This is a genomic window from Bacillus sp. FSL P2-0069, assembly GCF_038593315.1.
Classification (GTDB): Bacteria; Bacillota; Bacilli; order Bacillales; family Bacillaceae; genus Bacillus; species Bacillus safensis.
Map to the genome: position 1 here is coordinate 1,451,854 of NZ_CP151984.1, position 13,759 is coordinate 1,465,612.

The window sequence follows — 13,759 nt, forward strand, 5'->3', positions numbered from 1 at the left end:
TGACCAGTCGGGGCAACAATATGATTATCACGACAGGGCAGGAGTTGAAATAGCGACATGAATGGCGATCTAGAGACGATTTACACGGAACTCCTTCAAATGAAAGAAGAGCTGCAATCTAAACTGTTTGAATACGCATCATTTCGTTCACCCGCTGAGCATGTCACATTGAATGAGGTCAAAACGACCACGCTTCTTTATCACATCAAAGAAGAGCTGCAAGATGTGTCTCTCGCTATTGCAAAAATTGAACAAGGAACCTATGGCATATGTGAGGCAACAGGAGATGTGATTCCGCTTGAACAAATGAGTATTCTTCCTACCGCCCGCACGGCTGACGACTTTTTATATCATAAGCAATACGAGAAAAAAGCATTCACTCCTTATCCTTACGAATCGAATGATTCTCATTTTGAAGCCTTCCACATGTAGGGAGGTTTTTGTCTGTCAACTAAAGTTTCTTTACTCCTTCCTGTTTTCTTGATAAAATGCTTAAAGATCAAAGTATGAAGATGGAGGAACGTGTGTGTTCTATTACATAATCGCATTCGTTATCATTTGTTTAGACCAATTAACAAAATGGCTCATTGTCAAAAATATGATGCTCGGTGATTCTGTTCCAGTCATTGATGGATTCTTTTATATCACGTCTCACCGAAATTCAGGAGCCGCATGGGGAATTCTCCAAGGACAAATGTGGTTTTTCTATGTGATCACACTCGTTGTTATTGCGGGAATTGTTTATTACTTACAAAAACATGGACAAAAGGACAAGCTGCTGGGAGTAGCGCTGGCCTTAATGCTTGGCGGAGCGATCGGCAACTTTATTGACCGTATTTTCCGTCAGGAAGTGGTTGATTTTGCTCATTTCGTATTTGGGGATTATCACTACCCAATCTTTAATATTGCAGATTCTTCTCTCTGTGTAGGGGTTATTCTGCTCTTCATTCAAATGCTGTTAGATGGAAAGAAAAATAAGGAGTCAACTACATGAATCAAGTAAATATTGCCGTTTCAGAAGAACAAACGAGTGAACGGCTAGATAAATTTCTAAGCACGACAGAACCAGAATGGTCAAGAACCCAAGTCCAGCAATGGGTAAAAGATGGGCTGATCGAAGTAAACGGGAAACAAGTAAAGGCTAATTACAAAGTACAAGTTGGAGATCAAATCAAAGTGGAGATTCCAGATCCGGAAGCGCTAGATGTAGAAGCAGAACCAATGGATCTTGATATTTATTATGAGGATGCAGATGTGTTAGTCGTAAATAAACCACGAGGAATGGTCGTTCATCCAGCGCCGGGTCATGTGTCAGGAACACTTGTAAATGGACTGATGGCACATTGCAAAGACTTATCAGGGATTAACGGTGTGATGCGTCCTGGAATTGTCCACCGAATTGATAAAGATACGTCTGGGCTGTTAATGGTCGCGAAAAACGATATGGCACATGAGTCACTCGTCAATCAGCTGGTGGCTAAAACTGTTACAAGAAAGTATACGGCTGTTGTCCACGGTATTATCCAGCATGATACAGGCACAATTGATGCACCAATTGGCAGAGACAAAAAAGACCGCCAAAGCATGACGGTCACAAAAGAAAATGCAAAACAAGCCGTTACTCACTTTGATGTGATTGAACGCTTTAAAGACTTCACGGTTGTCGAATGCCGTCTTGAAACAGGAAGAACACACCAAATTCGTGTTCATATGAAATATATCGGCTACCCTCTTGCAGGAGATCCGAAATATGGGCCGAGAAAAACAGTCGATTTTAATGGACAGCTGCTGCATGCAGGTGTTTTAGGATTTGATCATCCTAGAACAGGAGAATATATCGAGTTCACAGCACCAATTCCAGCTGATATGCAGGCTTTTATCGATTCATTAAGAAATAACGATTGACAGGCCGTGCTTTTTCTGAAATAATAAACAAAGAAATTGAGATTCTTTAAAACAGTCCAGAGAGGCTGAGAAGGATAACGGATCAATTTGTGCACGCGTATGCACAAATGAACGCCCCTCTCTGCCCTTTGCAGAAGGGGCTTTTTATTTGTCAAAAAGAGGTGTAATAGATGGAACAAAAAGCAGTCATTCTTGATGAACAAGCGATTAGACGAGCGCTTACCCGAATTGCACATGAAATGATTGAGCGCAACAAAGGGATGAAGGATGTCATCCTTGCCGGGATCAAGACAAGAGGCATACATCTTGCAAAGCGCCTTGCAGAGCGCATCGAGCAAATTGAAGGGAATCCAGTCACTGTAGGTGAACTTGATATTACGCTATACCGTGATGACCTGACAAAAAAGACAGACAACCAAGACCCGCTTGTAAAGGGTGCAGACATACCAGCTGACATTAATGACAAAACACTTATTGTTGTTGACGATGTCCTGTTTACAGGCAGAACCGTCAGAGCAGCTATGGATGCCCTTGTGGATGTAGGAAGACCATCTTCCATTCAGCTGGCTGTGCTCGTTGACCGGGGACACCGGGAGCTGCCGATTCGAGCGGATTATATCGGGAAAAACATTCCGACTTCAAAAGCAGAGACAGTCATGGTTCAGCTCAATGAAGTAGATCAGAACGACCTTGTCGCTATATATGAAAAATAACCTTTTTAAATGCATTCCAGTGAGTTTGCAAAGAGGGCAATAACAGAGACACCGAGCACACGGCTAACATGACGTGTCCGGTTTATCTAGGCCTCTTTGCGCATACTCGCAAAGAGGCTTTTTTAATGAAAAAGGACACATCTAGGAGGAAAATCATGAGTCAGCAAAAAGCCAATTTAGGCATTCGAGATATCCCAAAACCATTCACATGGCTGTCACTTAGCCTTCAGCATTTGTTTGCGATGTTTGGTGCGACCATTCTTGTACCAAAAATCATTGATATGAGTCCAGCCGTCGCGCTCATCTCAAGCGGTGTGGGAACGATTGTATACTTAATTATCACAAGAGGACAAATTCCGGCGTATCTTGGATCGTCCTTTGCCTTCATCGCCCCCATACTGAATGTGAAAGCAACGGGCGGCCCTGGAGCCGCAATGGTTGGCGCCTTCATGGCGGGTGTCGCTTATGCACTCATCGCCCTGTTCATTAAATGGCTCGGCACAGGCTGGCTGATGAAGCTTCTGCCGCCGGTGGTCGTAGGACCAGTCATTATGGTCATCGGACTCGGACTCGCTGGAACAGCAGTCAACATGGCGATGTATGTTGATCCGAATGCCACCGAGCTAGTTTACAGCCTCAAGCACTTAATGGTTGCTGGCTTCACACTGGCTGTGACCATTATCAGTATGATTTTCCTAAGAGGATTCCTTAGCTTAATCCCAGTATTAATCGGCATCATCAGCGGCTATCTCTTTGCCTTAACTCAAGGCATTGTGAACTTCCAGCCGGTCATTGACGCAAAATGGTTTGCTGTACCAGACTTCGTCGTGCCATTTGTCGACTATACACCTGCTGTGACATTAAGCATTCTCACAGTGATGGTGCCGGTTGCATTTGTCACAATGTCTGAGCATATCGGCCACCAAGTGGTGTTAAGTAAGGTCGTAGGACAAGATTTTATTAAAAAACCAGGTCTTCACCGCTCCATTTTAGGAGACAGTGCGGCAACGATCTTCGCTTCACTTATTGGCGGACCGCCAACAACAACTTATGGAGAGAACATTGGCGTACTAGCCATCACAAGAGTGTTCAGTATCTTCGTCATCGGCGGAGCAGCGGTGTTTGCGATCTGCTTCGGTTTTGTAGGAAAAATATCAGCATTAATCAGTACAGTGCCGTCCGCGGTGATGGGAGGCGTTTCGTTTCTGCTCTTTGGAATCATTGCTTCAAGCGGTCTGAGAATTCTGATTGATCATAAGGTGAATTTTGAAGAAAAGCGTAATCTCATTATCGCATCAGTCATCCTAGTCATTGGAATTGGCGGGGCATTCATTGAGGTGAAACAAATCAATCTTACCCTATCTGGAATGGCACTTGCTGCGATTACGGGTGTCCTGTTAAATCTGATCCTGCCGCATCAAAAAGCAGAAGATGACAACTCAAATGAATCAAATACAGAAAACCTTTTAAAAGAAGTCCAGTGAGGCTGACAAGGGTTCTAAATGGAGCAGAATGCACGAAAGTGCCGCTGCTTCTTTTGGAGAACCCTAAGCTGCCGAGGCTTAGGGTTTTTTTGAACCTGAAAGTGATGAAAAACTAGAGGGGGAAGAAAAAATGAATGATTTATCGACAATGAGCAGCTTATCAAAAGAAGAGATATTACAGCTGATTGAAGAAGCAGCTGCACTCAAAAAGGGGAAACAAGAACATGGATTAGCCGGAGAATTTGTGGCAAACCTCTTCTTTGAACCAAGCACAAGAACACGTTTTAGCTTCGAAGTAGCCGAGAAGAAACTTGGGATGAATGTCCTGAGCTTAGATGCGGCTAGCACCTCCGTTCAAAAGGGCGAAACACTTTACGATACGGTAAAAACACTCGAATCGATCGGAGTAAAGGCATGTGTGATCAGAGACAGCACCGATGAATATTATAACGAGCTGATTGGGAAGGTTGGAATTCCCATCATCAATGCAGGAGATGGCTGCGGGCAGCATCCAACCCAATCACTGCTTGACCTCATGACCATCTTTGAAGAGTTTGGCGGCTTTGAAGGCTTAACGATTTCGATTCATGGAGACATCAAACATAGCAGGGTGGCAAGATCAAATGCTGAGGTTTTAACGAGGCTGGGAGCGACAGTCCTCTTTTCAGGACCTGCTTCCTTCCAGGATGAACAAAACCCTCACGGAACGTATGTCCAAGTAGATGAAGCCATCGCACAATCTGATGTGGTGATGCTGCTTAGAATCCAGCATGAACGGCACGCTGAAAAAATGGGCAGTGAAGATTACTTATCAACTTATGGATTAACAGTAGACAGAGCAAACAAAATGAAAGAACGCGCGATTATTATGCATCCAGCACCAGTAAACAGAGGTGTTGAAATAGATGATTCATTAGTAGAGTCCAAGCAGTCAAGGATTTTCAAACAAATGGAAAATGGTGTTTATATCCGAATGGCCGTATTAAAAAGAGCTTTTCAAAATAGCACACTACATCAAAAAGGGAGAGATTCTGTCTATGTCATATCTCATTAAAAACGGTTTTATCTTAACAAGCACAGGTGAAAGAGTGCAGCAGGATATTAGGGTAAAAGGAAAAGTGATTCAAGCGATTGGTCACCTAGAAAGAGAAGACGGAGAAGAGGTTATTGATGCAGCAGGGCTATTTGTGTCACCAGGCTTGATCGATCTGCATGTGCATTTAAGAGAGCCGGGCGGAGAGAAAAAGGAAACGATTAAAACAGGCTCTAAAGCAGCCGCAAGAGGCGGATATACGACGATTGCAGCGATGCCGAATACAAGGCCGGTTCCAGATACAAAAGAGCAAATGGAATGGCTGTTGAATCGAATCGAAGAGACCTCATCTGTGAGAGTGCTGCCATACGCCTCCATCACAACGAGACAAATTGGGGAAGAGATGACGGATTTTGCAGCACTAAAAGAAGCAGGCGCCTTTGCTTTTACAGATGACGGTGTCGGCATCCAAACAGCAGGCATGATGTACGAAGCGATGAAACAGGCAGCAAGTCTTGATCAAGCGATTGTGGCGCACTGTGAAGATAACTCGCTCATTTACGGCGGGTGCGTTCATGAAGGAGAATTTTCAAAAGCAAATGGGTTAAACGGAATCCCGTCCATTTGTGAATCAGTGCATATTGCAAGAGATGTTCTTTTAGCAGAAGCAGCGAACTGTCATTATCATATATGTCATATCAGTACGAAAGAATCTGTGCGGGTCGTACGCGATGCAAAAAAAGCAGGCATCCGTGTGACGGCTGAGGTGTCACCGCATCACCTGCTGTTGTGTGATACGGACATTCCAGGTCTTGATACAAATTATAAAATGAACCCGCCGCTCAGAGGAAAAGAGGATCGCGAGGCATTGATCGAGGGACTGTTAGATGGAACGATTGATTTCATCGCAACAGACCATGCGCCGCATACAGAAGAAGAAAAGAACGAAACCATGCAGCGTGCCCCGTTTGGAATTGTGGGACTTGAAACAGCGTTCCCGCTTCTGTATACACGATTTGTCAAAACAGGCGAATGGACATTAAAAGAACTCGTTGATTATATGACAATCAAACCAGCAGAAGCATTTTCCCTTCCATACGGAAAGCTTGAAGAAGGGCACATAGCTGATATCACACTTATTGATTTAAACAAAGAAATGGCAATCGATAAAACAAGCTTCTTATCTAAAGGGCAAAATACACCGTTTGACAAATTGACTGTATCAGGATGGCCGGTCATGACACTTGCATCTGGGAAAGTCGTTTATGAAGAGGGGAGACTAGTAAAATGAAGAGACGCTTAGTGCTAGAAAACGGAACAGTATTCGAAGGAACAGGCTTTGGCAGCTTAGAACCATCAGTCGGAGAAGTTGTCTTTAATACAGGGATGACGGGCTATCAAGAAATTTTATCTGATCCATCTTACTGCGGACAAATTGTCACACTAACTTACCCGCTTATCGGCAACTATGGCATTAACCGTGATGATTTTGAATCGATCACACCGTTTGTAAAAGGGCTGATTGTGAAAGAGCTTTGTGAAAAGCCCTCAAACTGGCGCTCTTCATACTCACTCGATGAATATTTAAAAATGAAAAACATTCCGGGGCTAAGCGGAATCGATACACGGAAGCTGACTAGAATGATTCGAAGTGCAGGCACTTTAAGAGGGGCGTTTGCAGGACCTGATGAACAAGTAGAAGACGTTGTCCGCCGCCTTCAAACATTGCAGCTGCCAACAGATCAAGTGAGTCAAGTATCTGTGAAAAATGCGTACCCAAGCCCAGGCAGAGGAAAAAGAATTGTCCTTGTCGATTTCGGCATGAAGCACGGCATTTTGCGCGAGCTCAATAAACGTGACTGCGACGTCATTGTGGTGCCATACAACATCACTGCAGATGAAGTGCTGCAGCTAAAGCCTGATGGCATCATGCTTTCAAACGGACCTGGAGATCCCGTGGATGTACCAGAAGCCGTTGAGATGATTCAGCAATTGATTGGAAAGGTGCCGCTCTTTGGTATATGCCTCGGGCATCAATTATTTGCTCTAGCGTGCGGTGCAAGTACAGAAAAAATGAAATTTGGCCACAGAGGATCAAACCATCCGGTGAAAGAACTAGCAACTGGCAAGGTGACACTGACGTCTCAAAACCACGGCTACACGGTTAGCAGTATTAACGAAGACGTGCTCGAAGTCACACATATTGCCCTAAACGACAATACGATTGAAGGATTAAAACATAAAGAAGCACCAGCATTCACTGTTCAGTACCACCCAGAAGCATCACCGGGTCCAGAAGATGCAAACTACTTATTTGACCAGTTCATGGAAATGATTCATACGACTGAGAAAGAAGGGGAAGAAGTATGCCAAAACGCGTAGACATCAAAAAGATTTTAGTAATCGGTTCAGGTCCTATCATCATCGGTCAGGCAGCGGAGTTTGACTATGCAGGTACACAGGCTTGCTTAGCGCTAAAAGAAGAGGGCTATGAAGTCGTTCTTGTGAACTCTAACCCTGCGACCATCATGACAGATACAGAAATGGCTGATAAGGTATACATCGAACCACTGACACCAGAATTTTTAACACGAATCATTCGAAAAGAACGCCCTGATGCGATCTTGCCAACACTTGGCGGGCAAACTGGATTAAACCTTGCTGTTGAATTGTCAGAGCTTGGCGTATTGGCTGAATGCGGCGTTGAAGTACTCGGTACAAAGCTGTCAGCCATCCAAAAAGCAGAGGATAGAGATTTATTCCGTAATTTAATGAATGAACTAAATGAGCCAGTACCAGAAAGTGAAATCATTCATAACCTGGAAGAAGCGATGGCGTTCACGGATCAAATCGGTTACCCTGTCATCGTCAGACCAGCCTATACATTAGGCGGAACGGGCGGCGGTATTTGTACAAACGAGCAAGAACTGAAGGAAATCGTTGAAAACGGTCTGAAGCTTAGCCCAGTCACACAATGCTTACTTGAAAAAAGCATTGCCGGCTTTAAAGAAATTGAATATGAAGTCATGCGAGACAGCGGTGACCATGCAATCGTTGTTTGTAACATGGAAAACTTTGACCCTGTCGGCATCCATACAGGTGACAGTATTGTTGTAGCACCAAGCCAAACGTTAAGTGACCGAGAATATCAGCTGCTTCGAAATGTGTCGCTTAAGCTGATCCGTGCACTTGGCATTGAAGGCGGCTGTAATGTTCAGCTGGCACTTGATCCAAACAGCTTTCAATACTATATCATCGAAGTAAACCCGCGTGTGAGCCGTTCCTCTGCGCTTGCGTCAAAAGCGACAGGCTATCCAATTGCCAAATTGGCAGCGAAAATTGCTGTCGGCTTAACGCTTGATGAAATGATGAACCCAGTCACAGGTAAAACCTATGCAGCCTTCGAGCCGGCACTTGACTATATCGTTTCTAAAATACCGCGCTGGCCGTTCGATAAATTTGAATCTGCGAACAGACGTCTTGGTACGCAAATGAAGGCAACTGGTGAAGTCATGGCGATCGGCCGCACATTAGAAGAGTCTCTTCTAAAGGCAGTACGTTCACTTGAAGCCGATGTGCATCACATTGAATTAAAAGATGAAGCAGACATCACAAATGAAGTGCTTGAAAAGCGGATTATCAAAGCGGGAGACGAACGATTATTTTATATCGCTGAGGCACTTAGAAGAGGCTATACAGTCGAACAAATACATGAATTCTCAAAAATTGATTACTTCTTCCTTCATAAGCTGGAAGGCATTATCGTCTTTGAGAAGACATTAAAAGAAAACAAAGGCAATACAGACGTATTAAAAGAAGCAAAAGAAAAAGGCTTCTCAGATATCTACATTAGCCGCGAGTGGAATATGAACGAAGCGGATGTCTACAAGCTAAGACAAGAAGCAGGCATTGTACCTGTATACAAAATGGTGGATACATGTGCAGCAGAATTTGAATCAGAGACACCATATTTCTACAGCACGTATGAAGATGAAAATGAATCAGAACGGACTGACAAGAAAAGCGTCATCGTATTAGGTTCAGGTCCTATCCGAATTGGACAAGGGGTTGAATTTGATTATGCGACTGTTCACTCTGTGTGGGCAATTAAACAAGCAGGCTATGAAGCGATCATTATAAACAACAACCCTGAAACGGTCTCAACAGACTTTAGTATTTCAGATAAGCTCTACTTTGAACCACTCACTGTAGAAGATGTCATGCATATCATCGACCTTGAACAGCCTGAAGGAGTCGTTGTTCAGTTCGGCGGACAAACGGCGATCAACCTAGCAGATGAATTATCAAATAGAGGGGTGAAAATTCTTGGAACTTCTCTAGAAGACCTAGACCGCGCAGAAAACCGGGACAAGTTTGAACAAACGTTGGAAACACTCGGTGTGCCGCAGCCTAAAGGGAAAACAGCAACGTCTGTGCTTGAAGCTGTAGCGATTGCCAATCAAATCGGCTACCCAGTCCTTGTCCGTCCTTCCTATGTATTAGGCGGCCGCGCGATGGAAATTGTGTATCAAGAAACAGAGCTTCTTCACTACATGGAGAATGCGGTGAAAGTCAATCCGCAGCATCCGGTGTTAATTGACAAGTATTTGACAGGAAAAGAAATTGAAGTAGATGCCGTGTCTGATGGAGAAACTGTCGTGATCCCAGGCATTATGGAACACATTGAAAGAGCCGGAGTTCACTCTGGTGACTCGATTGCGGTCTATCCGCCGCAAACATTGTCTGAGGACATCAAAGCGAAGATCGCAGAATACACGATCAAGCTTGCCAAAGGACTCAACATTATTGGGCTTTTGAACATACAATTTGTCCTATCAAAAGGTGAAGTGTATGTACTTGAAGTGAACCCGAGATCAAGCCGGACGGTTCCTTTCTTAAGTAAAATTACAGGCATTCCGATGGCAAACCTTGCGACAAAAGTCATCTTGGGGGACAAGCTCAAAAATTATGGCTACGAAGAAGGGCTTCATACAGAGCAAGAAGGAGTGTACGTCAAAGTTCCAGTCTTCTCTTTTGCAAAATTAAGAAGAGTGGATATTACACTCGGGCCTGAAATGAAATCAACAGGTGAGGTCATGGGGAAAGATGTCACGATCGAAAAAGCCCTATATAAAGGATTGATTGCATCAGGCATTCAAATCCCTAATGACGGAACCGTTCTTCTGACAGTGGCTGATAAGGATAAAGAAGAAGGACTTGAGATCGCAAGAAGATTCCATTCGATCGGCTATCATATTTTAGCAACAGAAGGAACGGCGAATTATTTAAAACAAGCCTCCATTCCTTCAAGTGTAGTCGGCAAAATTGGAGAAGAAGGCAAAAATCTTCTTGATGTCATTCGAAACGGGGAAGCCCAATTCGTGATCAACACATTAACAAAAGGAAAACAGCCGGCAAGAGACGGCTTTAGAATTAGACGTGAATCTGTTGAAAACGGAGTGGCTTGCTTAACGTCACTAGATACAGCAGAAGCCATTTTAAGAGTGCTTGAGAGCATGACATTTAGAGCGGATGAAATGCCAGAAGTGAAAACGAATGCTGAGGTGACAGTAACGATATGAAAAAAGCATACTTGACGGTCGTCTCGAACCGAGAGATCGCTGATCATATTTACGAAATGACATTAAAAGGTGACCTTGTGGACTCCTTTCAAACGGCTGGACAATTTCTTCATCTAAAGGTCAGTGAATCGATGACACCGCTGCTGAGAAGACCGATCAGTATTGCCAACATTCATGCCGAGCAAAAAGAAGCAACCATCATTTACCGCGCAGAGGGAGAGGGCACAAAGCTCCTCTCCCAAAAGCGGGAGGGAGAATCAGTCGATGTATTAGGGCCGCTTGGAAACGGGTATGATCCTTCAGTCGTCAAGCCCGGAGAGACGGCATTACTAGTCGGCGGCGGAATTGGCGTACCACCTCTATATGAGCTGTCTAAGCGGTTAACGAAAAAAGGCGTCATCGTAAAGCATGTCCTCGGCTTTCAATCGAAAAAGGATGTATTTTACGAGGAAAAATTTAGAGCACTCGGCGATACGTTTATTGCAACGGTTGATGGCACATACGGTGCTAAAGGCTTTGTAACAGATGTGATAAAAGAGCAAAACCTGAGCTTTGATGTGCTGCTTTCCTGTGGTCCAACACCTATGCTAAAAGCGCTGAAAGACACGTATCCTGATAAGCCTGTCTACATTTCGATGGAAGAACGAATGGGCTGCGGAATTGGTGCCTGCTTTGCATGTGTCTGTCATACCGATCAGCTCGACAAACCTTATGTCAAAGTGTGTCTTGATGGACCTGTTTTTAAAGCAGAGGAGGTGGCATTGTCATGCTAAGCGTTGAGTTACCGGGATTATCTTTAAAGAATCCAATTATCCCTGCATCAGGCTGCTTTGGATTCGGGAGAGAATTTGCATCCTTATATGACCTATCATTGCTGGGCGGTATCATGATCAAAGCCACAACCCTTGAACCGAGATTTGGCAATCCGACTCCAAGGGTTGCTGAGACAGGAGCTGGTATGCTCAATGCAATCGGCCTTCAAAATCCAGGTCTAAAAGGCGTGCTTGAAAATGAATTGCCTTGGCTCGAGCAGTTTGATACGCCTATTATTGCGAATGTTGCTGGCTCACAGGTGGATGATTATGTTGAAGTAGCCAAGCAAATCAGCCAAGCAAAAAATGTTCATGCCCTTGAGCTGAATATTTCTTGCCCAAATGTGAAAACCGGCGGAATCGCCTTTGGTACAGATCCAAATATGGCAGCATCATTGACAAAAGCAGTCAAGAAAGTCTCTTCCGTACCTGTCTATGTCAAGCTGTCACCTAACGTAGCCAATATTGTAGAAATTGCTCAAGCAATTGAAGCTGCTGGAGCGGATGGACTCACCATGATTAACACATTAATTGGGATGCGTTTAGATTTAAAAACGGGGAAACCCATCCTTGCCAATAAAACAGGCGGATTATCAGGACCAGCTGTCAAACCTGTCGCTGTACGTATGGTGCATGAGGTGAGTCAAGCGGTTTCTATTCCGATTATCGGGATGGGCGGAGTGCAAAGTGCTGAAGATGTACTTGAATTTTTACTAGCAGGTGCAAGTGCAGTCGCTGTCGGTACAGCCAATTTTGTGAATCCATTTATTTGCCCGGAAATCATTGAAGAACTGCCAAATGTGTTAGCAGCATACGGTTATTCATCTGTAGAGGAATGTATCGGAAGGAGCTGGAAACATGAAGCACTTGCCCATCATCGCGCTTGATTTTCCATCAGGGCAGGACGCGCTTGCCTTTTTAGATCCCTTTGAAGGGACACCATTATTTGTGAAGGTCGGCATGGAGCTGTTTTACCAAGAAGGACCTGCCATCCTTGATGCGCTGAAAGAAAAAAATTGCCGCATTTTTCTCGATCTAAAATTACATGACATTCCAACAACGGTGCAAAAAGCGATGAACCGGCTTGCCGCACTTGGCGTTGATTTGGTCAATGTGCATGCTGCTGGCGGGAAACGAATGATGCAGGCTGCATTAGAGGGACTTGAAAGCGGGACTCCTGCTGGACAAAGCCGTCCGGGCATTATTGCAGTGACCCAGCTGACTAGTACGTCAGAAGACATGATGAGAAACGAATTACTCATTGACCGTCCGCTGCAAGAGACTGTGATCCGGTACGGACAATTAGCATATGAAAGTGGACTGGACGGTGTTGTTTGCTCTGTTCATGAATCTAAAGCACTTCATGAACATATCTCACCCTCTTTTCTCACTGTAACGCCAGGGATTCGCTTACCGAATGATCAAACCGATGACCAAAAGCGTGTGGCGACACCTGCCTATGCAAAAGAGCAAGGTGTTTCACAAATTGTTGTCGGAAGATCAATCACAAAAGCTGATAAACCATTAGAAGCCTATCATCAAATTTTGAAAGAGTGGGAGTGACTGCCAGATGAAATCAAAAATCGCGAAACATCTATTACAAATCAAAGCGGTCTCATTAAAACCAGACGAACCGTTTACATGGGCGAGCGGTATAAAATCACCGATCTATTGTGATAACCGCCTCACATTATCATATCCAGAAGTCAGACACGACATTGCGGAAGGTCTAAAAGATTTGATTCTCACTCATTTCAAGGGAGCAGAGGTTGTCGCGGGTACTGCAACAGCAGGCATTCCGCATGCGGCATTAGCAGCAGACCGCTTGAACATCCCGATGTGTTATGTCAGAAGTAAGCCGAAAGCACACGGCAAAGGAAATCAAATTGAAGGGGCCGTATCGAAAGGCCAAAAGGTTGTCGTCGTCGAAGACCTTATTTCCACAGGAGGCAGTGTGCTGGAAGTGGTTGCTGCTCTTCAAGCTGAGGGCTGCGAGGTACTAGGAGTTGCCGCAATCTTCACATACGGACTGCCAAAAGCAGCGGCCGCTTTTCAAGAAAAAAATATTCCATATGTCACCCTGACAGACTATGACACATTGACAGACGTGGCACTTGAACTGAAAGCGATTGAGCCGTCTGCGATGAACAAACTAAAACGCTGGAGACAAGACCCTTCCTCTGAATCTTGGATGGAAGAAACGGTCTGAAAAGTCAAAGTCCATCGTTAA

General features: G+C 44.4%; 13 protein-coding genes. All 13 read left to right on the top strand.

From position 1 onward, the window contains the following. Positions 1-57 precede the first annotated feature (57 nt). The 13 genes from NSQ34_RS07370 to pyrE all read left to right on the top strand — a co-directional run bounded on the left by NSQ34_RS07370 (position 58) and on the right by pyrE (position 13,738). Positions 58-432 (top strand): hypothetical protein, encoded by a 375-nt coding sequence (locus NSQ34_RS07370; protein WP_024424237.1) that lies wholly within the window; start codon positions 58-60, stop codon positions 430-432. A gap of 94 nt (positions 433-526) precedes the next feature. Next, positions 527-994 (top strand): signal peptidase II, encoded by a 468-nt coding sequence (gene lspA / locus NSQ34_RS07375; RefSeq protein WP_024424236.1) that lies wholly within the window; start codon positions 527-529, stop codon positions 992-994. Continuing rightward, the gene (locus NSQ34_RS07380; protein ID WP_176967441.1) at positions 991-1,905 is read left to right on the top strand and encodes an RluA family pseudouridine synthase; all 915 of its coding nucleotides are present in this window, start codon (positions 991-993) and stop codon (positions 1,903-1,905) included. Before lspA ends, NSQ34_RS07380 begins: the two co-directional genes overlap by 4 nt. A gap of 170 nt (positions 1,906-2,075) precedes the next feature. Continuing rightward, positions 2,076-2,618, top strand: coding sequence for a bifunctional pyr operon transcriptional regulator/uracil phosphoribosyltransferase PyrR (gene pyrR, locus NSQ34_RS07385; RefSeq protein ID WP_024424234.1), 543 nt, complete (start codon positions 2,076-2,078; stop codon positions 2,616-2,618). 155 nt (positions 2,619-2,773) lie between these two features. Next, positions 2,774-4,102, top strand: coding sequence for a solute carrier family 23 protein (locus NSQ34_RS07390; RefSeq protein ID WP_025092549.1), 1,329 nt, complete (start codon positions 2,774-2,776; stop codon positions 4,100-4,102). A gap of 130 nt (positions 4,103-4,232) precedes the next feature. Continuing rightward, the gene (locus tag NSQ34_RS07395; protein ID WP_034281705.1) at positions 4,233-5,156 is read left to right on the top strand and encodes an aspartate carbamoyltransferase catalytic subunit; all 924 of its coding nucleotides are present in this window, start codon (positions 4,233-4,235) and stop codon (positions 5,154-5,156) included. Beyond that, complete coding sequence (locus tag NSQ34_RS07400; RefSeq protein ID WP_342501060.1) at positions 5,140-6,426, top strand: dihydroorotase; 1,287 nt, start codon at positions 5,140-5,142, stop codon at positions 6,424-6,426. The genes NSQ34_RS07395 and NSQ34_RS07400 overlap by 17 nt, the downstream gene beginning before the upstream one ends. Beyond that, a complete protein-coding gene (locus tag NSQ34_RS07405; RefSeq protein ID WP_024424230.1) occupies positions 6,423-7,517 on the top strand; it encodes a carbamoyl phosphate synthase small subunit in 1,095 nt (364 codons plus the stop codon). Before NSQ34_RS07400 ends, NSQ34_RS07405 begins: the two co-directional genes overlap by 4 nt. Continuing rightward, positions 7,502-10,717: a carbamoyl-phosphate synthase (glutamine-hydrolyzing) large subunit gene (gene carB, locus NSQ34_RS07410; protein WP_176967439.1), complete on the top strand. Its 3,216-nt coding sequence runs from the start codon at positions 7,502-7,504 to the stop codon at positions 10,715-10,717. The genes NSQ34_RS07405 and carB overlap by 16 nt, the downstream gene beginning before the upstream one ends. Then, entirely contained in the window at positions 10,714-11,490 is a 777-nt protein-coding gene (locus tag NSQ34_RS07415; protein ID WP_176967438.1) for a dihydroorotate dehydrogenase electron transfer subunit, read from the top strand. Before carB ends, NSQ34_RS07415 begins: the two co-directional genes overlap by 4 nt. Continuing rightward, entirely contained in the window at positions 11,484-12,416 is a 933-nt protein-coding gene (locus NSQ34_RS07420; protein WP_024426944.1) for a dihydroorotate dehydrogenase, read from the top strand. Before NSQ34_RS07415 ends, NSQ34_RS07420 begins: the two co-directional genes overlap by 7 nt. After that, positions 12,388-13,092 (top strand): orotidine-5'-phosphate decarboxylase, encoded by a 705-nt coding sequence (gene pyrF, locus NSQ34_RS07425; RefSeq protein WP_025092550.1) that lies wholly within the window; start codon positions 12,388-12,390, stop codon positions 13,090-13,092. Before NSQ34_RS07420 ends, pyrF begins: the two co-directional genes overlap by 29 nt. A 7-nt stretch (positions 13,093-13,099) precedes the next feature. Next, entirely contained in the window at positions 13,100-13,738 is a 639-nt protein-coding gene (pyrE, locus tag NSQ34_RS07430) for an orotate phosphoribosyltransferase (RefSeq protein ID WP_024424225.1), read from the top strand. Positions 13,739-13,759: the final 21 nt, after the last annotated feature.